A 21,565-nucleotide genomic window follows, 5' to 3' on the forward strand; every position below is an offset into this window, starting at 1 on the left:
GGCCCGGCCTTGATGGCCGGGCATGCGGGAGAGCTTAGTCAGTCACGCGGGCGACGGGTAATACGCCGCTACTACAGCGCCACGAGGCACGACTCCAGCCGAAGCCGCCCAGCGACGACCGAATCGCAGGCCCATGCCGAGAAACGCATATTCCAAAGGCATCGCCATCGCTAGAATCAGCAAAAAAAGCCCGCGCCCCGAGCGTACCTACCGATGGCCCCGCCATGCGCAATCTGCCGCCCTTGACCATGCTCCGCGTTTTCGAAGAAGTGGCTCACCATCGCAGCTTCAATCGTGCGGCCGAAGCACTGAGCGTCACCCAGGGCGCCGTCAGCCGGCAGATCAAGCAGCTGGAGGAATACCTCGGAATCAGCCTATTCCTACGCACACCTCGCGGCCTGACCCTGACCGAAGCCGGCAGCGCCCTCGCTGCGCACCTGAGCGAAGCCTTCGACCAGATGGAGCGCGCGCTTCAGGCCGTGCGCGTGCCCAATCTGCGCCAGCGCCTGCGCATCCTCGCGCCGCCGACCTGGGGCACACGCTGGCTGTCGCCGCGCCTGCGCAGTTTCCTCAAGCGCTACCCGGACATCAGCCTGAGCATCACCAACCAACAGGGCGAAGACAGCGCCAGCGAACTGGATTGCCGCATTCGCTTCGGCCTGGCGCAGGCCACCCACTGCCATAGCGAGTTGCTGGTGATGGAGCGCCACATTGCCGTGGCGAGCCCGGAACTGTTCGACGGCGACCAGCCACCGGACCTCAACCAGCATCCGCTGCTGCACATCCTGCACGAGGGCAAGCGACTGCGGGTCTGGGAAAACTGGCTGGAAGCAGTCGGCCGCAGCGATGTCGATGCCGCCAGCGGGATCGAGTTCAGCACCCTGGACCAGGTCATCCACACGGCTCTGGCCGGGGGCGGGCTGGCGGTGATCGACCGGCAGATGATCGAAAGGGAACTGGCCAGCGGCAACCTGTTGCCCATCACACCGGTCGAGGTCATCGGTCCCTACGGCTATTGGCTGGATATCGCCAGCGACAGGCTGGGCCTGTCGAAAGTGGAGCGTTTTCAGTCCTGGCTCAATGCTGAGCGAAATCCGTGAGGGAACAAGGGCGCCCATAAAAAAGCCAGGTCCCGATTCACGAAAATCAGGACCTGGCGCAAGGCAGAGGCAGGAGTAACGGAGCCCCTCGGTAAGCCTCTGCCGCATGCCTCGACCGGCGTGCGCGCCCATTCTTGACTCTGCGCCCGGCCCCAGGCTGCCGGAAGCTTCCTGGAGTCAGCCGCGACATTTCCGGTACTCACCTTCCCCGGCAGATTCACCCGGAACTTCGCCTTAACCTCGGAAATCTGGCGCGCCAATGAAGGCGCACCTGCAACGGCTCCCATCTTCGAGGTACAGATCAATGAAACCAGTAACAACCTGGCTCGCCGGCGCCCTGCTCGCCCTCTCCCTCAGCGCTTGTGCAACGGTGGACGCCAGCAACGGCGGGCCGGGCGAGATGGAAATCCGCACCGGGCGCATCGAGCAGATATCTCTCACGCAGATGCAGACCAACCATGACAGCGGCCTCGGCGCCGTGCTCGGCGGCGTGGGTGGGGCGGCATTGGGGAGCCTGGTCGGCCGCGGCACGGGCCGCGACGTAGCCATGGTGGCCGGCGCACTGGGCGGGGCACTGGGTGGCAACTACGAGGAAAAGAAACACTACGACCAGCCCAGGGAAGCCCAGCAGATCATCGTGCGCATGCGCAGCGGCGTACTGGTTTCGGTGACCCAGCCGGTCAACCCCAGCCTGGGCCAGGGCATGGCGGTGTACGTCGAGGGCAGTGGTAACGAGGCGCGCGTAGTCCCGCAGAACTGATCACCCGGGGCGTCTCTCTGGGCGAGAGGCGCCCCGTGCCCGGACCTTCAGACGCTGGGGAGTTTCGATCTGCCGAGCAACTCACCGCGCAACACCTCGATGCAGCGCGGTGCACGAATCGAGAGGCGCACCATCACCCCCCTCATCGGCACACGGGAAAGCGATGTGTAAACACCCTCCACCCGCACCACCAGCCCCTCGCCCCGTACCGCCGCAAGGATTTCTTCGTCATTCACATCCTCGCCACAGAAGATCCGCAGCTCTTCCCCCGGTCGACGTGATAATGCCAATGCCACTGAACTATCTCCTCTGTCGCCTCAACGATTCACGATCGGCTTGAACAGCATCGACGCATCGGAGCCCACTTCACCACCGACCGCCAGGTACAGCGAGTTGAAGGCGTTCAGCGCGGCCAATCGGCTGTCCACTTCCTGCAACTGCCCATCAAAGAGCTTTTCTTCCGACGTGGTGACATCCAGGTAGGTCGAATAGCCGCCCTCGTACAAGCGACGCGCCTGAAGTGAGTAGGTTTGCAGAGCCGAGACCTGCTGCTCGACCGCAGCCAACTGCGCCGCCGTCTCCCGAGCTCCCACCAGCGCATCGTTCACGTCGGCCAGCGCCGATTGCACCGCGCCTTTGTAGGCGAGCACCGACTGTTGATATTCGGACTTCGCCTGGAGCACCTGCCCAGAGATGGCACCGGCATCGAACACCGTCTGGTTGAGGCCAAGCGCCAGGTTCCAGACCTTCGATGCACTCTCGAACAATTGCCCGCTCTCGCCCCGGCTGAAGCCGATCATCCCCGACAGGTTCAGGTCCGGCAGATACAGCGCCTGCGCCGCGCCGACCATGGCGTTGCTGGCGACCACGGCCTGCTCGGCCTGCAGCAGGTCGGGGCGCCGCGACAGCAAGGTGGCCGGCAGAACGTCCGGCACCTGCGGCGCATGCAGGGACGACAGGCGTTCGTTGCGCACGATAGGGCCAGGGTTTCGGCCCAGCAGCAGCGACAGGGAGTTCTCAGCCGAACTGATCTTCGCCTTCAAGGGTGGAATCGCCGCCTGGGTCGCCCAGTAGTCATTCTGCGCCTGACTGAGCTCGATCTGCCGGATCACACCGCGGTCATAGCGTTTCTGGAAGATGTCCAGGGCCTCTTTGCGCGCCTGCGCGGTCTGCTCGGCGATGACGAGCTGCTCGTCCAGTGCTAGCAGGTTGAGGTAACCCTCGCTGATCGAACTGGCCAGGCTCAGCGCAACGCCGCGCTGGGCGTACTGCGCACCGAGCAATTGCGCGCTCGCCGCTTCGCTCTGGCGACGCAACCTGCCCCAGAGGTCGATCTCCCAACTGGCATTCAGGCCGGCCTGGTACTGGTTGCCCACCCCATCGAACCCGGCAAGCGGCGTGTCGATGAACTGGTCACTCAGTGCCCGCTTGGCCCCTGCGCCCACCCCCAGCTGTGGGAACAGTCCCGCCCGTACCGTGCGCAACTGGCCACGGAACTGCTCGATGCGCGCGGTGGCGCGTTGCAGGTCGAGGTTGTTCGCCAGTCCCTCCTTGACCAGCGACGACAGGGTGGAAGAGCCGAACTGGCTCCACCACGGGCCGTCAACCTGGGAGGCGGTGGTGATCAGGTGTGCCCTGTAGGCCGTCGGCATGGCGACCTGCGGACGTTGGTAGTCGGGGCCGACCATGCAGCCGGCAAGAGCCGAGGCAGCCAGCCCCAGCACGAGTTTTCTGGCGGCCATCAGTGCGCCTCCTGGGTAGTGTCAGCACTGGGCATCGCTGCCGTGGTCGCGGAAGCCTGGGATTTTTCCCGCCGCTCGCTGAAACGTTCGACGATGTAGGAGAACAGCGGCACGAACACCAGCGCCAGGCTGGTGGCCGCGAGCATGCCACCGATGATGCCGGTGCCGATTGAGTGACGGGAATTGGCCCCGGCCCCGGTGGCGATCGCCAAAGGTACGGCACCAAAGATGAAGGCCAGGGAGGTCATGATGATCGGCCTCAGGCGCAGTTCCACCGCCTTGAGCACCGCGTCGAGCGGCAACAGCCCGGCCTGGCGCTGCAGGATGACGAACTCGACGATCAGGATCGCGTTCTTCGCTGCCAGCCCCACCAGGGTGACGAGGCCGATCTGGAAGTACACGTCGTTGGAAATGCCGCGCAGCCAGATGGCCACCAGCGCCCCGAAGATGCCGAAGGGCACTGCGCTGAGCACGGTCAACGGCAGCGACCAGGATTCGTATTGCGCCGCCAGGATCAGGAAGACCATGACGATGCCGAAGGCGAACACCAGCACCGTGGTGTTGCCCGCCTTGTTCTCCTCGAAGGCCTCGCCGCTCCAGGCAAAGCTGTAGCCAGGCGGAAGTTCCTGCACGGCCAGTTCCTGCATCGCCTTGATGGCATCGCCGGAGCTGTAGCCAGGGCCGGCATTGCCGGTGATCTTGGCTGCGGGGAAGTTGTTGAAACGCGTAACAAGGCTCGGCCCCGAGGTGAACTCGGTCTTCACCAGCGCGGACAGCGGGATCATCTTGCCGTCCTTCTGCCGCACGTAGAGGTAGCCCAGGTCGGTCGGCGAACTGCGGTACTGCGCATCCCCCTGCACTATCACCTGCCAGACCCGACTGCCCAGCACGTACTGGCTGATGTAGGCCGAGCCGAACTGGGTCTGCAGCGCGCCATACACGTCAGCCATCGGCACGCCCAGCGTCTCCGCCTTGGCGTTGTCCACCGAGACCCGCATCTGCCGGGTCGAGGCCTGGAAGGTGCTGATCAGACCGGACAGCTCCGGGCGCTTGGCGGCGGCACCGATGAGTTTCCAGGTGGCAGCCTGGAGTTCCTTCGCATCGCCGTTGCCACGGTTCTCCACCCAGAATTCGAAGCCGCCCTGGGTGCCCAGGCCGGGGATCGACGGCGGGTTGATGGGGATGATGCGGGCCTGGGGAATGGTTGCCAGCTTGGGGTACAGGGCACGGATGATGCCCTCGGCCGACATTGCATCTCCCTTGCGCTGCTCCGAAGGCTTCAGGTTGAGGAACACCGTTCCCATGTTGGTCTGGTTCTGCCCGTCGATGAAGCTGTAGCCGCTGATGGCGGATGCATCCTGCACCGCCGGGTGCGAACGGAACATGGCAGCGACCTGTTCGGTTGTCGCCTCGGTACGATCCAGGCTCGCCGAATCCGGCATCATCACGGCAACCAGCAGGTAGCCCTGGTCCTCTTCGGGCACGAAGCTGGTAGGAATCTTTGAAAACAACGTGGCGATGCCCAGCAACATGGCCGCGAACAGCACCAGCGCCACTACCATGCGCCGCACCACCAGGGAAACCAGGCCGACGAAGCCGTGGGTCAGCTTGTCGAAAGCCTGGTTGAACCACTGGAAGCCCTTCCAGCGTGCATGCTGCCCCGGTTTCAGGATCAACGAAGCAAGCGCCGGGGAAAGCGACAGGGCGACGAAGCCGGAAATGGTCACCGAGCAAGCGATGGTCAGGGCGAACTGGCGATACAGCAGGCCGGTCGTGCCGCTGACGAAAGCCACGGGAATGAACACCGAGCAGAGCACCAGCACGATGGCGATCACCGGGCCGGTCACCTCCTCCATCGCCTTCACGGTGGCGTCATGGGCGCTCAGCTTGAACGACTCCATGTTCCGCTCGACGTTCTCCACCACCACGATGGCGTCATCCACCACGATGCCGATGGCCAGCACCAGCGCGAAGAGCGTCAGCAGGTTGATCGAGAACCCCAGCGCCAGCAGCGCGCCGAAGGTGCCGATCACCGCCACGACCACGGCAGCCACCGGGATCAAGGTGCTGCGCACGCTCTGCAGGAAGATGAACACCACCAGTACCACGAGGAGAATGGCAATCAGCAGCGTGACCACCACCTCGTGGATCGAGGAACGCACGAACTCGGTGGTATCCAGGGAAACGGCGTAGCTGATGCCCTGAGGGAAGGTGGACGACATGTCGGCCAGCGCGGCGCGCACGTTCTTCGACACTTCCAGGGCGTTGGAGCCCGCCTGCTGGTAGACCGCGATCATGGTCGCCGTCTTGCCATTGAGTGCCGAGCGCATGCTGTACTGGTTCAGGCCGATTTCCGCCCTGGCCACGTCGCCCAGGCGAACGATGGCGGTGCCGTTGGCATCGGCACGCAGGATGATCTGCTCGAACTCCTTGGCGGTTTTCATGCGCCCTGGCGTGACCAGCGGGTAGGTCAGCTCCATCAGCCCCTGGGAGGGCGCCTGGCCGATGTTGCCGGCGCCGAACTGCTGGTTCTGCTGGCTGACCGCGTTCTGCACGTCGGTCGCGGTGATGCCCAGCTCCGCCATGCGGTCCGGCTTGAGCCAGACGCGCAATGCGAGGTCGGCATCGCCCATGATCTGCGCCTGGTTGGCGCCCTGGATACGCTTGATGGCGTCGAGTACGTAGAGGTTGGCGTAGTTTCCCACGTACTGCTGGTCGAAGCTGCCGTCCGGCGAGTAGATCGCCAGCAGCATGAGGAAGCTGGAGGAACGCTTCTGCACGTTCACGCCGTTCTGCTGCACGGACTGCGGAAGCTGCGCCAGGGCCTGGCTGACGCGGTTCTGCACCTGCACCTGGGCGATGTCCGGGTCGGTGCCGATGTCGAAGTACACGTTCAGGGTCATCTGCCCGGTGGGCGAGCTGACCGACTGCATGTACAGCATGTTGTCGACGCCGTTGACCTGCGTCTCGATGGGCGCCGCCACGGTGGAGGCGATGGTCTGCGAGTCGGCGCCCGGGTAGGTCGCCGTCACGGTGATCTGGATAGGGGTGATGTCCGGGTACTGCGCCACCGGCAAGGCGAAGATGGAAACGCCGCCGGCGATGATGATGATCAGCGACAGCACCATCGCAAAGATGGGACGGTCAATACAGAAACGGGAAAGCATGACGGTCGCCTCACTCTGTCTTCGGGGCCGCTGGGCCGAAGCTGCCGGCCGGCGCATCACCGGTGATCTTCAGGGGAGCGCCGGGCATGAGTTTTCCGGCGCCGTCGACCACCACCTGCTCCCCCCCCTTGAGCCCCTTCTCGACTCGCCAGAACTCACCGGACGGTTCGGCCATCTGTACCGGGCGCTCCTCCGCCTTGTCGGCATTGACGACATAGACGAAATCGCCCTTGGGACCATGCATGACAGCGCGCTGCGGCAGCTGGATGGCATTGGCGTAGTTCGCCCCCTTCAGGGTGATGCGCACGAACTGGCCGGGGCGCAGACTGCCCTTGGGGTTGGCGAAGTCGGCGCGGACCATGAAGGTGCCGGTCTGCTGGTTGAAGGTGGACGACGCGAAAGTCACCACACCGGTCGCCGGGTAGCTCGAACCATCCGCCATCTGCAGATCCGCTTCCAGGCGACCGTCGGCTGGCAGCACCAGGCGGCCGCTGTCGCGCTGGTCGCGCAGGGCGAGGAACTGTTCCTCGCTCACACTCATCACCACGCGCATCGGGTCCAGCGTGGACACCGAGGTCAGCAGGCTGTTGCTGGCGTTGACATAGGTCCCGTCGTTGACGTGGGCGTAGTCGCTGATGCCATCGACCGGCGACCGTACGTAGGTGTAGGAGAGGTTCAGCTCTTGCGTCTTGACCTGGGCCAGTGCCGCCTCCATGGAAGCTTCGGCGGCCTTGGCCGTACCGATGGCATCGTCGCGATCCTTCGGGCTCAGCGCGTTTTCCGCCGCCAGCGGAAGTACGCGATCCAGGTTGGCCTTGGCACGCTCGTAGCTGGCTTTCTGCGCCGCATACTGCGCCCTGGCCGAGTCGAGCTGCGCCTGGAACGGCGCGTGGTCGATCTCGAAGAGCAGGTCGCCGGCCTTCACCACGCTGCCTTCGGTGTAATTGCGCTTGAGCAGGAAGCCATCGACTCGGGCGTGGATATCCACGGCCTGCGGGCTTTGGGTATGGCCGACGAAGGTCATGCTCGCTGGCAGGTTGACCGGTTTCACCACGACGGTCGTGACAGCGACTGGAGCAGCCCCGGCGGGCGTTTTTTCCGCCCGATCACAGGCGGTCAGGAATACGGTCGCAAGTAGTACTGCGCAGGGGCAGCCCAGATGAGTCAGGCGCATAGTCAATCCACAGCGAAGTGCCCGAAGGCGAGGGACGGGAGAAAGGAGTTCCCGCCGCGGCGGGAACTCCCGATGACATCAGTTGGTGGACTTGGCCGGCGCCGTCGACTGGGCGGCCGGGTGGGCGGTGACGATCTGCAGGGTGTCCTCATAGGTCACGTTGAGCATCTGGCCTGCCTTCAACTCGGCCATCTTGCTGCGCAGTTTCGGATCGTCGACGGAGACGGTCTTGTTGCTGCCATCGGGTCCTTCGAAGATGATCTGATGCTTCTTCAGGTTGACCCCGACGATCTTCAGCTGCACGCGAGCCATGCGGAATGCGTCGCCGCCCGGATGCGGGTTGCTCGGCGTGGCGATGGCGGCGCCATCCGCCTCGAAGCCGCCTGGCGCCTGACGCTGGACCTTGGTGTCGAGATCAAAGGCGGCGGAGTGGATGACCAGGGCCCCGATGGCATCACCGGGTTTCAGGTGATCCAGGTCCTGGGCGGCATCGGTGACCTGGACGGTCACCGGCTTGCCCGCGGCATCCGCGACGACAATGCGGCGATCCTTGGCATCGACGGAAATGACCTTGGTCACTACTTCATCGGCCTCGACGGCACCGCCCAGAGGAATATCGGCAGCCATCACGGGAGTAGCGAACGCCAGCGCCAGTGCGCTGATCAGCGGCAGGGATTTGAACATATGCATGGTTGAACCCTCCTTGGGCTCGTCGTTGTGAAAGGCATCAGGTTCCGGCTGTATCATTCGCTGACCCGTGCGGTATCGCTGATGGCATTGCAGGTATCCGGGTCCAGGCAGTAGGTGATGTAAACCGCCTGACGGCCGCAGCCACGGGCACCGATGGTGTATTCGGTGCGGTTGTTCGCGTAGGCGAATTGAATCTGGGTGACCTTGCTCGACAGGACGGATGCCGTCACATCAGGGCAATTGAGTTCGAACTTCGCGCGGGAGACGGTGGCATTGATCGCCGCGCTCTGGTTCTGGGCGAGAAACTGCTGGTCGGTCATGCAACCGCCCAACAGGGCAGAAGCCAACAACACAGCCACTGGCAAGAATTTCTTCATGAAGGCGACCTCAGAATGCGGAAGAGCGGCCCGACAGACGCCGGGCCTGAAGTCAGCGGAATTACTCCGCCAATGGCAGAGAGCGATTGGTCTGGATCAAAGCCAGGGCATCGAGCTGGCTCTCGATCTGCAGGAATCGCAGGGCGCGCACCGGCGAGACCTCCTTCGCCACTCGCGTGACATAGGTTTCCTTGAGCTGCTGACGGCGATCTTCCAGCTCAAAGACGCGCTTCTGCAGGTCCCGCGCCTGCTCCTCCCCCACTGATCCCCGTTCCAGGCTGCGAACGAAGTCCAGACTCAGTGCCAGGGCATCGGTATCGATCTTGTCCGCTTCCGCGCGATAGCTGTTGTAGATCCCCCAGAAGGCCTCGGCCTCTGCCGGCGCCAGTTGAATGTTGCGCTCGACGACACGGCGACGGTTGTATTCCACGTCCGAGAGCTGGGTCTTGATCTCCTCCCGATGGCGTTTCATTTCATCGCTGGTTTTTTCACTGACTTCATCGGCGAATGCGAACAACGGCAGGCAACTGAATGCCAGGGCTGCAACTGCTGGACGAAAATGCATAACCACTCCTTGTTGAGGACAGATCGCCTGGGGCGCCCGGCTTTTGAAGCCTTGCGCGACAAGCCATTTCGAGGCAGGAGTGGTTACCTTAATCGGCATCCGGCACGCTGAAATCGAGAAAAAAACGATACGGAGAGACCTTCAGTCAGTTGCGCCAATTTCCTACAGAAGCAGCTCCAAAGACTGAGGAACGGCCCGTCGCCAATGGTCTCCCCGGACGAAAAAAGGGCGTATCGGTTTCCCGATACGCCCTTTCGAGTTTCCCTGCTCCGGGTCAGGCCAGGCTTGCGCTCTTGGCCGACTCCTGGGTCTCCACCTCACCGGCATCGCTGCGACAGGCATCGGTGAGGGTGAGGTACTTGGTCTCCGGTGCCCAGGCGATGGAAATGAATGCTCCCAGCAACAGGATGCCGGCGAGGATCGCCATGGTCGGGTTGAGCCCGATGCCCGCCACGCTGACCGGCAGCAGGAAGGTGCTCAATGCCGAACCCAGGCGGCTGGCCGCCGTGGCCAGGCCGATGCCGCCGGCGCGGACTTCGGTCGGGAAGCTCTCCGCCGGGTAGACACCCACCAGGTTGCTGACCGCTGACAACACCAGGGTGAACAGACCGAAGCACGCGACCATCAGCCAGGCCATGCTGCCCGGCAGCAGCACCAGCAGGAACAGCGACGCGGCGAGGATCAGGAAGGAGTTGATGAGGAAGCCGCGGCGGGTGAACCTGATGGTGCACCCGATGCCCAGCAGGGCTCCGACCACCAGCAGCGCGTTGAGCATCATCTCGGTGCCGAAGCCTTCGGAGAGACCCATCTTCTGCAGGATCGACGGCAGGAAGGTGTAGATCGCGAAGTACGGCATGACGATGCAGATGAAGAACAGGCAGTTGAATGCGGTGCGCTTGCGGTACTCGCGACTGAACAGCGCGCTGTAGCCGGCGTGCTTGCGGCTGATGACGTCCTCGTCGATCTCCACATTCGCGCCCAGGTGCTTGTGCACGATGGCACGGGCTTCCTCGACGCGCCCCTTGTGGATCAGCCAGCGCGGCGACTCGGGCGTGCCGATGCGGGCGATCAGGATCATCGCCGCCGGGATCGCCGAGGAGGCCAGCATCCAGCGCCAGGCCTCATCGCCCAGCGGCAGCAGCGCGGTGCCGACGAAGGTGGCGGCGACGTAGCCGAAGGTCCAGATCACGCTGAACGAGCCCAGCAACACGCCTCGGTGCTTGCGTGGGGAGAACTCGGCGAGCATGGCGTGGCCGACGCTGAAGTCGCCGCCCAGGCCGATACCGATCAGCACCCGGCAGAGGAATAGCTGCATCGCGGTTTCGACGTAGAACTGCATCACCGAGGCGATGGTGATCAACACGAAGCTGATGAGGAAGATCTTCTGCCGCCCGAGGTGGTCGGAAATCCAGCCGAAGAACAGGCTGCCGAAGAACAGCCCGAGCAGCGCGGAGCTGCCGATCAGGCCCTGCCAGAAGGGCGTCAGCGCCATCTGCGGGTTGATCAGGGTGAAGGCAATACCGATGAGGCCGAGGATGTAGCCATCGGTGAAGTGGGCGCCGAAGGTGAGGCCGGCGATCTTGATGTGGAACCTGCCGATGGGCAGGTCATCGATTTTGACTGGTTGACCCGACATGATCGTCTCCGATTTCTTGTTATTGGAAACACCGCGAGGTTGAGCCGCCGCGCCCTGAACGGCGCGGTGGATGAGGCAGAACGCCTTGTTGGTGGAGCGTCAGGCGGACAGGCCGCCCATGAGCAGGTACTTGGTTTCCACGTAGTCCTCGATGCCGTACTTCGAACCTTCGCGGCCCAGGCCCGATTCCTTGATGCCGCCGAAGGGCGCCACCTCGGTGGAAATGATTCCTTCGTTGATGCCGACCATGCCGGCTTCCAGGCCTTCGGCCATGCGCCAGACGCGGCCGATGTCGCGGCTGTAGAAATAGGCGGAGAGCCCGTAAGGAGTGTCATTCGCCAGACCCAGGACTTCAGGCTCGTCGCGGAAGCGGAAGCAGGCTGCAACGGGCCCGAAAGTTTCCTCGCTGGCGATCAGCATGTTCGGACTCGCTTCGGCCAGCACGGTGGGCTCGTAGAAGGTGCCGCCCAATGCATGACGACGGCCGCCGCAGAGCAGCTTCGCGCCCTTCTCCAGCGCATCGCCGACATGCTGCTCGACCTTGGCCAGGGCTGCCTCGTTGATCAGCGGGCCCTGCTCGGTCTCGCCTTCCAGCGCATTGCCCACGCGCAGCGCGCGCACGGCTTCGGTGAGCCGGGAAACGAAATCGTCGTACACGCCGTCCTGGATATAGAAGCGGTTGACGCACACGCAGGTCTGCCCGGTGTTGCGGAATTTCGAGGCCATGGCGCCGCGCACGGCAGCTTCGATATCGGCATCGTCGAAGACGATAAAGGGCGCGTTGCCGCCCAGCTCCAGCGAGACCTTCTTCAGCGTTTCCGCCGCCTGGCGCATCAGCAGCTTGCCGGTGCGGGTCGAGCCGGTGAAGGACAGCTTGCGCACCGCACCGGACGCCTGGATCGCGCTGCCGATAGCCGGCGCGTCACCGGAAACGATGTTGAATACGCCGGCCGGAATATCCGCCTCTTCCGCCAGCACCGCGAGGGCGAAGGCAGACAGTGGCGTCTCTTCCGACGGTTTGAGAATCATCGTGCAACCGGCCGCCAGCGCCGGGCCGACCTTGCGGGTGACCATCGCCAGCGGGAAATTCCACGGCGTGATCGCAGCGACTACACCGATGGCCTGCTTGATCACCACGATGCGCGCATCATCCTTGTGCGAGGGGATCACGTCGCCATACACGCGCTTGGCTTCCTCGGCGAACCACTCGAGGAAGCTCGCCGCGTAGACGACCTCCCCTTTTGCCTCCATCAGCGGCTTGCCCTGCTCGGTGCTGAGCAGACGCGCCAGGTCATCCTGGCGCTGCAGCATCAGTTCGCCCCAGCGGCGGATACGCGCGCTGCGTTCCTTGGCAGTCAGCGCGCGCCAGGCCGGCAAGGCGCGTTCGGCGGCGGCGATGGCGGCGTCGGTTTCCTCGGCGCCGCCACGAGCCACTTCGGCGATCAACGCGCCGTTGGCAGGGTTGCGCACCGGGTAGGTTGCGCCGCCGCTGACCCATTGGCCGTCGATGTAGTGGCCGGTTTTCAACAGCACGCTCATGCCACCGCCTCCGTCAGCGAAAAAGCCTCACGCATGGGGCGGGCGGCGCGCAGGATGCGCTTGCCGGCGGTGTAGTCGTTGATCACGTCGCAGGGCGTGTAGTTGCGCTCCAGCTCGTAGATTTCCTCGTCGTCCAGACGGGTCTCCAGCGCGGCCAGGGCGCTGTCGAATTGTGCAGTGGTATCGGCGCCAACCAGCATGCAATCCACGCCAGCATGCTGCAGCACCCACGCCTGGGCGACCTGCGCATTGGACACGCCACGGCGCTGGGCCACGCGCTGCACGGAGCGGGCGATCTCGAAGGAGGCCTCGTCGGCATACATCTGCTGGGTGAAGAAGTCGGTCTGGTTGCGCGTGGAGTTCGCCTCGCCGGTCAGCAGGCCCCGCGCCAGCGGGCTGAACACCGAGACTCCGAGGCCCTGATCGCGACAGAACGGGATCATCTCGCGCTCTTCCTCGCGGTAGGCGCAGTTGAGCTGCAGCTGCATGTTGATCGGCTTGACCCAGCCGTTGCGCTCGCAGGCCATGAGGATCTTCGCCAGCTGGCCGGTGAGCATGGTGGACACGCCGATGTAGCGGGCCTTGCCGGCGCGAACGATGTCGTTCAGCGCGCCCATCACTTCTTCCACCGGGGTGTTCACGTCGTAGAAATGCAGCATGTAGATATCGACGTAATCCATGCCCATGCGCTTCAGGGAGGCATCGATGCCATCCATGATGTGCTTGCGCGAATGGCCGCTGGCGTTGATGCCGGGGCGAGTGCCATAGCCGACCTTGGTGGTGATCACCACGTCCTCGCGGCGCACCAGGCGCTTGAGGATGCGGCAGACCACTTCCTCGCCGACGCCGGCCGAGTAGAAGTCGGCGAGGTCGATGAAGTTCACGCCGGCATCCAGCGCATGCTTCACGATCGGCTCGCTTTTCTGCTCATCGAAGATCCACGGCTTCCAGTCCGGGGTGCCCATGTTCATGGTGCCCAGGCACAGCTTGGAAACCTGCAGGCCGGAGTGGCCGAGACGGATGTATTCCATGCTGCGGACCTCAGGCCTTGGGGGTGTAGAAAGGGTTGGCGATGGCATTGACCACGTCGGCCAGCTGCGCGCGCTCGGGCTCGCAGCTCAGCGCCGCGCGGATCGCGGTGCGGCAGGCGTTGTAGTTGTTCAGGTAGACGGCATCCAGGTCATCGCAGGACGGGTTGACCCAGTTGGCGGTGACGATGGCCCACTCGTCCTCGGCTTCAGGCGGCAGGGTGCCGTCCAGCAGCGCCTCGGTGACGGCCTTGGCGATGCCGGCCTGGGACGCGCCCCAGGTGGCGTTGGCGTGCAGGTCACCGTTGATCTCGGCCTTGTTCACGTAAAGGGTCATGGGTTTGACCGGAATGTTCGGCTGGGCAATCACCATGAACGGGCAGTGTCCCTGGCTGGGCGAGGCGAGGCTGCCGGCAAATGCCTGGCCGGCCGGGCCGTTGCGCGGGCCGAGCAGGATGTTGATGTGCGCGGCGTTGACGCCGGGCCCTTCGAAACCTTCACCGATATACAGGTCGAGCTTTTTCATGGGGTACCTCATGGGAACCGTGGGGGGTGCAGGAAAGCCCGGGCCCGCGTACGCGGCCCGTGGCAAAACCAGCGCAGGGGCGCCGGGAGAAAGTCGTGTGAAAAATGGTGGAGGGTCAGGAATCGACAGGCGAGTCGGACGGCTGCGCGACGGCACCGGACAGGGCGGAATGCGGAGGACGGATCCAGGGCGGGGAAAGCAGGAAAGTGATCATGTCGCGTCGCTCTTTGTTGTTGTCGATGAGCTGGTGCGACGATTTTTAGCACCGGGCCAATTCGGCCCGGTAACCATAAAAACTCAAGGAGCTATGAGTTCATCTCATACCCCAGAAAACGGACACCCAGACAGGAAAAGCCGACGTCGGAGCGCACTCCGGCGTCGGCTTTTCATTCGGCTGGGGTCAGTCCTTGAGGCAGGCGATACGGTAGAAACCGTCCTCGACCTCGACGCCATGGATATCGTGGGCGAAGCCTGGGAAGCGGCGGTCGAAGGCTTCGAGCGCCTTCAGGTAACCCAGTACCGGGCCGCTGCCTGGGCCAGCATTCTCACCCGGCATCAACAGCGGAATGCCCGGCGGATAAGGCACCACTCCCGTGGCGACGGTGCGGCCACTCATTTCCTCCAGGGCCAGCCGCTCAATGTTGTTCTTCACCAGTTGCTCATAGGCGGCGGTTGGCGTCATCCGCGGCTCGGGTAGCAACGAGAACGCCTGGCCCATCAGCGTGGTGGTCTGCAGCTCCGCCATGGCTTCGAACATCCGGTCGCAGAGGTCCTTGAGCCCCATGTCGGCGTAACGCTCCGGCCAACTCGCGACCAGCTGCGGCAGCGCCCGCGAGAGTGGGAGATTGGCGTCGTAATCGCGCTTGAAGCCCAGCAAGGCGTTCACCAGCGTGCCCCACTTGCCCTTGGTGACGCCGATGGAGAAGAGGAACAGCAGGGTGAAATCGGTGGTCTTCTCGACCACGATGCCTTGTTGCGCCAGATAAGCCGTGAGGACTGCGGCAGGTATGCCCACGGGCATCAACCCACCTCCCGGTGCAACACCGGGCGTCACCACCGAGACCTTGATCGGGTCGAGCATGCAGTAGCCGTCTTCGATCTCGCCGAAACCGTGCCATTGCGCTCCCGGCGCCAGGGTCCAGCACTGCGGATCGCGGACCAGCAGTTCCTCGTCCGCCTCGAAGAACGGTACCTTGCGACCCGTTTTCGGATCGCGCACCTCATCGGGCTGCCAGGCATCGACGAACCAGTCGCCCTGCTCGGCGAAGTCGTTGTTCAGGCGTGCCAGCAAGCGACGGAACGCTACCGCCTCGCGGATCGCATCGGTGGTCAGGGCCTCGCCGCCCTGCCCGTCCATCATTGCCGCCGACACATCGTTGGAGGCGATGATCGCGTACTGCGGCGAGGTGGACGCATGCATCATGAACGACTCGTTGAAACGCGCATGCTCCACCGGATTGCGCCCGTCACGCACATGGATGAACGAGGCCTGGGACAAGGCCGCCAGCAGCTTGTGGGTGGACTGGGTGGCGAATACCGTGGGACGGTCTGCCGTGTGCTCGGCGGGGTCGCCATGCATGGCGTGACGCTGGCGGTAGATCGGGTTGAAGCGCGCATAGCCGTACCAGGCTTCGTCGAAGTGCAGGCGGTCGACACTCTGCCCGAGCAGCTCTTCTACCCGCGCCACGTTGTAGCAAAGGCCGTCGTAGGTGGAGTTGGTAATGATCGCGTGGCGCGGCGTGGGATCGATGCCCGGATGTGCCAATGCGTTGTCGGCAATGTGACGCTTCACCGCCACCGCGGTCAGGCGTTCCGGCAGGATCGGGCCGATCAGGCCGAGGTGATTGCGCGACGGCACCAGGTAGGTCGGGATCGCCCCCGACATGGTCATCGCATGCTCCGCCGACTTGTGGCAGTTGCGGTCGCACAGCGCGATCTGGTCACGGGTGACGCTGGCCATCAGGATGACCCGGTTGGAGGTCGAGGAACCATTGGTGACGTGGTAGCTGCGGTGGGCGCCGAACACCCGCGCGGCGTAGCGCTCGCTCTCACCGATGGGACCGCTGTGATCGAGCAGCGAGCCCAGGTCGCCGACGGAGATCGACAGGTCCGAACGCAACAGCTCCTCACCGAAGAAATCGAAGAAGGCGCGGCCAGCCGGCGCCTTGAGGAAGCCCGTTCCACCCGTGTGGCCCGGCGTGTGCCAGGAGTATTCATAGACACGGGAGAACTTCATCAGCGCCTTGAACATCGGCGGCAGCACCGCCTCGCGATACCGTTCGACAGCCGCAATGATGCGCCCGCCGATAAAGTCGGTGGTGTCTTCCAGCAGCCAGATGAAGTCATCCGACAGGCGCAGCGCCTGCAGATCGATGGATGCCGCATCACCGCGCGACGCCATGAGAAAGGCCGGCAGTTGCGCATGGCGCTGACGAAGCGTCTGCAGCACCGACAGCGCACCGCCGGGCAATTCCCAGTTCAGCAGCAGGCATTGCAGCGCCGGATTCGATTCGATCACTGCGCAGGCGTCCTCGGCGCTCTGCGCAAGCAGCACGGACACTCCGCGCCGCTGCAGATCCTCGACCAGCGCACGCGCAGCTCGCCCTGCGGACGAGGGCTGCTCCAGCCCCTCGTGGACCATCAACACCAGGATATCCAGCGTGTTCTTGGTAACGGACTCAGACATGGCAACTCCTTGGTTCGGCTGGCGGTTCTCGAGCCGCCAGCCAGGCAGACGCCTGCCCCGCCTTCAGCACTATCGGAGAATGCGTGCAGGCGACGGGATCAGTTGGGGTTTTGTACGGCGGCTGCGGGAGCAGCCGGCACGGTTACCGCAGCGGCAGCAGGTTGAGGTACCCGCGGGCGCAGGTTGAGGTTGTCGTGGCGGCCGACCGAGACCCAGAACATCGCCGCCAGCGCGATGATGGTCAGCGCCAGGGTGCCGAAGCGGATCCAGCCCGGCGAAACGCCGCCCGGATGGACGCCGGTTTCCTCGACGGTGCGCATGCTGTTGATCGACAACTCGTAGAAGATGATCGTGGAGACCACGAAGATCAGCGACCAGCGGGTCTGCTCGCCATCGGAGCCGACCATCGCCCAGAGGCTGTAGATGGCCGCGATAATGCCGACGAAGGTGTAGAAGCCATATTGGCGGGCGGGCATTTTCCCGTAGCCCATCACCTTGATGGCGATGGCCGAGTAAATGTACGGCAGCAAGGTCATGATCACCGCGATGGAGGCGATCTTGCCGAACTGCTCGCTGGCGGTGGGCGACATGGTCGCCAGCACCTGGATGCTCATGATCGCCGCGACGATGGCCAACCCCGCCGACGGCACCCCCTTGGCGTTGACCTTGGCGAACACCTTGCCGAACAGGCCGTCGTCCGCCGCCGCCTTGGCGGTCTGCCCGACCAGCAGCGTCCACCCGGCGAGCGATCCGAGACAGCCGATGGCAGCGCAGAGAGCGACGACGTTGGCGGCGGTATCGCCCAACGCCAGACGCGCGGCATCGGCGAATGGCGCGCTGGAAGCGAGCAGGTCCTTGTTCGGGATCATGCCCATGATCGCCGTGGAACTGAGTACGTAGCAGACGGCCGCGATCAGCACGCCCCCAACAGTCGCGATAGGCACGTTGCGCGCCGGATCGCGCACCACGCCCGCCGATACCGAGGCGCTTTCAACGCCGATGAACGCCCACAGCGTGTAGTTGAGCGTCGAGCCCACGGCTTCGAAGCCGCTCTTGCCGGAGACGTTCCAGCCAGCCTCGTAGATGTCGCCGCTGAACCAGAACCAGCCGAGCAAGGCCATGCCGATGATGGGGAAGAGTGCAAAAACCGTCGTGAACGACTGCAGCTTGCCGACCACCGAGGGCCCGAGGATGTTCGCGTAGGTGAAGAACCAGATCACCGCGATCTGCGCCATGGCAGAGACCAGCGGGTCCTTCAGGCTGGGGAAGAAGTGCGACAGGTAGCCAAGGCCTGCCACCGCGAGGCCGACGTTGCCCACCACGTTGGCCAACCAGTAGATCAGGTTGGTCTGGTAGCCCATGTAGTTGCCGAAAGATTTCTTCGTATAGGCGTAGGGGCCACCCGCCGCCGGGTCGATGGCCGACAGCTTGGCGAACACCAGCGCCAGCGAAACCGCACCGACGATGGTGATGAACCAGCCATAAAGGGCGATGCCGCCGGTGGTGGCAAGGTTGGCCGGCAGCATGAACACACCCGAGCCCATCATGTTGCCCGCCACCATCAGAGTGGCCGCCACCACCCCGATCTTGTTGCTGTCGGCTTGTTCCATAGCGTGACTCCCTGAATGTGGAGTCACGATTCTTCTGCCGCTGCAAGAAAGCCCGATATCGCCTGGATTCCCAAAGCGACGGCCGAAATTTCCTTAGCAAGCTATGGGTAAGACATGCCTGTGCCGGGGGCTGAGCGGAAGTTTCGCTTCAGAGCCCGATTCGCTCGAAGAAGCCCGGCCCTTCGACTTCCTTGCCACCGGCGGCGATGCTCACCGGCTCCTGCACCTGCCGCGTGGCGGGGATTTCCCGCGAGCCCAGTTCCTTGCCCACCAGTTGCAGCGGGCCGGCCCCCTGCCCTGCCGTGTGCTCGTACTTGGGTGGCGTGTGGGTTTCGTCGTAGCGCAGGTAGTACACCTCGCCAGCACGGGCTTCCAGGGTGAAGCCGGCGATCAGGGTGAAGTCCAGGCTGCCGCCGGCGAAGAAGGTCCAGAAGCTGCCCAGCAGCGGGCGCCGCATCTGCAAGGGGTAACTGCCAGGGGCGAAGCTCAGGGCGAAGTAGCCGTTGCTCGGCAGGCTGCCGATCAGCTCGTTGTTGATGAACAGGCCGGGTGCCTCCAGCTCTTCGTCGGACCACTGGTTCTGCGGCCGGTAGATATACACCGTGGCCTGCTGCGCATCCGCCGGCAGCGCGCCGAACGGCGGCCCGTCCACCGCGCCGAAGAACGCACCGGGCGAGCTGCAACCAGCGAGCATCAGGAGAAGGGCGCACAGGGCCACTCGGAGCATGGAAAGTCCCTCTTATGGTTATACCCGGAGCATAACCAGCGCTTTGCGCCTTGCCACCCGTCGAAAGTCCGGGTCGATCACTTCTCGGCCAGGCCGGGTCACCGGCGCATACCGATCGCTGATCCAGTGTTCTGAACGGCGATGTCCATCAGGTGAGTTCCTTGAGCCAGAACATCATCGACTTGGCTGTCTGCCGTTGCTCGCCGATATCACGCCAGTGGTACTCCGTCTGCAGGGAGGGCTGCGGCGTAAAGCCACGCTGCAGCCAGAAGGCGTCCGGCGAGCGGTAGCCGGCAGGTCGCGCGGTGTGCTCCGGCGGCCGCCGAAGGGCGCAGAAGGCACACCAGTCGAAGCGATGCAGCCCGCGCACAAAGCGCTCGCGTTCCTCGAAGAAGAGCAGGTCGAGATTGGCGTTGCGGTACTCCGGCAGAACCACCGACTCGCCAAAGTAGAAGATTCGCTCCGGATTCCAGCCCTGCGTCAGGAACGGCTGCTGGAAAGCCTCGGCCTCGTCCAGCAGCGGCAGCCCGGTCGAAGCCCCCACTACCCGGCCCTCGTCGATCACCAGTACGCACAGGCTCCAGGCCGAGCGCACATGACTGTCGAGGTACCCGGCTTCGTACTCCGGACTGCCATCGTGGAGGTACGGATACTCGCGGAGCACGGTAATGCGCAGTCGCGCCAGGTCATCGATGAAGGGGCGGATGGCGTCGCCGCTGAGCAGGCGGATGTCCTGGGGCATGGTGGTCGTCGTCCGCGAGGGGCCATAGCGGCGGTGCTGCTGAAAACCTAGCACGGGCAACGCAAGTCGGCAGAGCTGGCGAGGCCCGACATAGCATCCGCTTCGCGAGCACGCTCGCTTACTGGATCGGGCCGTGCTCTTCTTAGAAGCGAGGTTGCTCGCGAACAGCCCGGACCGGGGATCACGGCTCCGTCGCTACCCGTCGTCGCCTGGCGGGCGGCGCCGGCAACAGATGCCGCACCAGCCATTTGCGCACCGGCACCACGCAGCGCTCCTGCACCAGCACGCAGCTGGTGACCATGAACAGCAGAAACAGCGGATACAGCCACAGCGACAGCTGCTGGTGGGTGGCCGACTCGACGCAGAAGGCCCAATCCGCCAGGCAATCACCCGGCGCCCGGATCAATTTTTCGGTCCGCGAAAACAAAGTGAACAGCGGCACGTGCAGGGCGAAAAGCGACAGCGACGCCGCTCCCAGCCGCGGCGACCAGTGGCGGACGAAACTGCTCTTCGGATCGCGCGGCAAGGCGCTCAGGTAGACCAGCACCAGCTGCGCCGGCAGCAGCAGGCCGTTGTGCAGGAGGAAGTACCAGAACTTGGCGCCGTGGGTGTAGAGGTAATCGGCGATGAGGAAATTCGCCAGCACGAAGGCGCCCATCGCCGCCAGCATCCCTCGCCCTGGCAGGCGACCGGCATCCTTGTACTCGCGGAACAGCCCGTAGGCGAGGATCCCGCTGAGAAACTCCGGCAGACGCAGCAGCGGGTTGCGGTGCAGCAGGCCGGTCCAGGGCATGCCGTACTGCTCGCTGGCGACCACCAGGATCGGCGGGATCAGGTAAAGCAGCCACAACACCAGCAACCAGCGCCACTTGTGCTGCAGGCGCGCCAGGCGCGGTGCGACGAAAGGGAAACACAGGTAGAAGAAGAACAGCGTCGACAGCGACCAGAGCGGCGCATTGAAGGTCAGGTAGTACGGGTTCCAGGCCTGCATCATGGTGAGCTGGAGAATGCTGTTGAACAGCAGCTCACGGTCGCTCATCCAGTGGTGGAACAGCTCCGGCTGCAGCCGGCCAATCGCCTCGTTGGTGTCGTAGATGACGAAGCGCGGCGTCGCCTGATCGAGGTCAGGGCCGATGCCCAGCCCGCTCACCACCAGCAGCACGCCGATGGTCAGGAGGATCGAGAAGATGTGCAGCGGGTAGAGGTTGGACAGGCGCTTGGTGAAGAAGCTGCGCGGGCTCTCGCGCAACTGCCCGTCGGTCACATAGACGTGGCAGAGCAGGAAGCCGGAAAGCACGAAGAAAGTGCTGGTGGCGAAGAAGCCCAGCGCGGTGAGGTCATCCAGGCCCGCGAACTTCTGCTCGGCCGGGTAGCTGTGCAGCGTGTGGTAGATCACCACGTAAAGGCCCATCAGGAAGCGCAGCCATTCCAGCCCGATGAAACGCTCCTTCTTCTGCAACCCGTCCACGCTTCTCTCCTCTCGACTAGACGAACGG

The 21,565-nt window shown here is 64.1% G+C and carries 18 protein-coding genes; 2 read left to right on the forward strand and 16 right to left on the reverse strand.

The window, feature by feature from the left end:
• Positions 1-224: 224 nt before the first annotated feature.
• Positions 225-1,100 carry a LysR substrate-binding domain-containing protein gene (locus tag MJ122_RS05290; protein ID WP_239742684.1) on the forward strand — a complete coding sequence of 292 codons (876 nt, stop codon included), beginning with the start codon at positions 225-227 and terminating at the stop codon, positions 1,098-1,100.
• Positions 1,101-1,404: 304 nt separating this feature from the next.
• Complete coding sequence (locus MJ122_RS05295; protein WP_088419241.1) at positions 1,405-1,860, forward strand: glycine zipper 2TM domain-containing protein; 456 nt, start codon at positions 1,405-1,407, stop codon at positions 1,858-1,860.
• Positions 1,861-1,907: 47 nt separating this feature from the next.
• Here the strand turns inward: MJ122_RS05295 and MJ122_RS05300 are convergent, their stop codons facing one another.
• The 16 genes from MJ122_RS05300 to MJ122_RS05375 all read right to left on the reverse strand — a co-directional run bounded on the left by MJ122_RS05300 (position 1,908) and on the right by MJ122_RS05375 (position 21,537).
• Complete coding sequence (locus tag MJ122_RS05300; protein ID WP_088419239.1) at positions 1,908-2,156, reverse strand: carbon storage regulator; 249 nt, start codon at positions 2,154-2,156, stop codon at positions 1,908-1,910.
• 21 nt (positions 2,157-2,177) lie between these two features.
• A complete protein-coding gene (locus tag MJ122_RS05305) occupies positions 2,178-3,602 on the reverse strand; it encodes an efflux transporter outer membrane subunit (RefSeq protein WP_239742686.1) in 1,425 nt (474 codons plus the stop codon).
• Entirely contained in the window at positions 3,602-6,769 is a 3,168-nt protein-coding gene (locus MJ122_RS05310; RefSeq protein ID WP_239742688.1) for a multidrug efflux RND transporter permease subunit, read from the reverse strand. Before MJ122_RS05310 ends, MJ122_RS05305 begins: the two co-directional genes overlap by 1 nt.
• 10 nt (positions 6,770-6,779) lie before the next feature.
• Positions 6,780-7,943: an efflux RND transporter periplasmic adaptor subunit gene (locus MJ122_RS05315; RefSeq protein ID WP_275590558.1), complete on the reverse strand. Its 1,164-nt coding sequence runs from the start codon at positions 7,941-7,943 to the stop codon at positions 6,780-6,782.
• 78 nt (positions 7,944-8,021) lie between these two features.
• Positions 8,022-8,633 (reverse strand): hypothetical protein, encoded by a 612-nt coding sequence (locus MJ122_RS05320; protein ID WP_239742693.1) that lies wholly within the window; start codon positions 8,631-8,633, stop codon positions 8,022-8,024.
• A gap of 53 nt (positions 8,634-8,686) precedes the next feature.
• Complete coding sequence (locus tag MJ122_RS05325; RefSeq protein ID WP_088419231.1) at positions 8,687-9,010, reverse strand: hypothetical protein; 324 nt, start codon at positions 9,008-9,010, stop codon at positions 8,687-8,689.
• Positions 9,011-9,071: 61 nt separating this feature from the next.
• On the reverse strand, positions 9,072-9,674 hold the full coding sequence (locus MJ122_RS05330; RefSeq protein ID WP_239742695.1) for a transcriptional regulator: 603 nt from the start codon (positions 9,672-9,674) through the stop codon (positions 9,072-9,074).
• Between the two features lie 175 nt (positions 9,675-9,849).
• The gene (locus MJ122_RS05335) at positions 9,850-11,211 is read right to left on the reverse strand and encodes an MFS transporter (RefSeq protein WP_088419227.1); all 1,362 of its coding nucleotides are present in this window, start codon (positions 11,209-11,211) and stop codon (positions 9,850-9,852) included.
• A gap of 99 nt (positions 11,212-11,310) precedes the next feature.
• On the reverse strand, positions 11,311-12,750 hold the full coding sequence (locus MJ122_RS05340; RefSeq protein ID WP_239742697.1) for an NAD-dependent succinate-semialdehyde dehydrogenase: 1,440 nt from the start codon (positions 12,748-12,750) through the stop codon (positions 11,311-11,313).
• Positions 12,747-13,781 carry an aldo/keto reductase gene (locus MJ122_RS05345; protein WP_239742699.1) on the reverse strand — a complete coding sequence of 345 codons (1,035 nt, stop codon included), beginning with the start codon at positions 13,779-13,781 and terminating at the stop codon, positions 12,747-12,749. Before MJ122_RS05345 ends, MJ122_RS05340 begins: the two co-directional genes overlap by 4 nt.
• A gap of 10 nt (positions 13,782-13,791) precedes the next feature.
• Positions 13,792-14,304, reverse strand: coding sequence for a formaldehyde-activating enzyme (gene fae, locus MJ122_RS05350; protein WP_239742701.1), 513 nt, complete (start codon positions 14,302-14,304; stop codon positions 13,792-13,794).
• Between the two features lie 400 nt (positions 14,305-14,704).
• Entirely contained in the window at positions 14,705-16,990 is a 2,286-nt protein-coding gene (locus MJ122_RS05355) for an Orn/Lys/Arg decarboxylase N-terminal domain-containing protein (protein ID WP_239742703.1), read from the reverse strand.
• Between the two features lie 98 nt (positions 16,991-17,088).
• Positions 17,089-18,600 (reverse strand): arginine/agmatine antiporter, encoded by a 1,512-nt coding sequence (gene adiC, locus MJ122_RS05360; RefSeq protein ID WP_239742705.1) that lies wholly within the window; start codon positions 18,598-18,600, stop codon positions 17,089-17,091.
• A gap of 148 nt (positions 18,601-18,748) precedes the next feature.
• Complete coding sequence (locus tag MJ122_RS05365; RefSeq protein ID WP_088419215.1) at positions 18,749-19,327, reverse strand: DUF2846 domain-containing protein; 579 nt, start codon at positions 19,325-19,327, stop codon at positions 18,749-18,751.
• A gap of 148 nt (positions 19,328-19,475) precedes the next feature.
• On the reverse strand, positions 19,476-20,069 hold the full coding sequence (locus tag MJ122_RS05370) for a GNAT family acetyltransferase (RefSeq protein ID WP_239742707.1): 594 nt from the start codon (positions 20,067-20,069) through the stop codon (positions 19,476-19,478).
• 181 nt (positions 20,070-20,250) lie between these two features.
• Complete coding sequence (locus tag MJ122_RS05375) at positions 20,251-21,537, reverse strand: acyltransferase (RefSeq protein WP_345772973.1); 1,287 nt, start codon at positions 21,535-21,537, stop codon at positions 20,251-20,253.
• Between the last annotated feature and the right edge of the window lie 28 nt (positions 21,538-21,565).

Origin of the sequence: Pseudomonas sp. DP-17 (genome assembly GCF_022380625.1) — a bacterium.
Classification (GTDB): domain Bacteria; phylum Pseudomonadota; class Gammaproteobacteria; order Pseudomonadales; family Pseudomonadaceae; genus Pseudomonas; species Pseudomonas nitroreducens_A.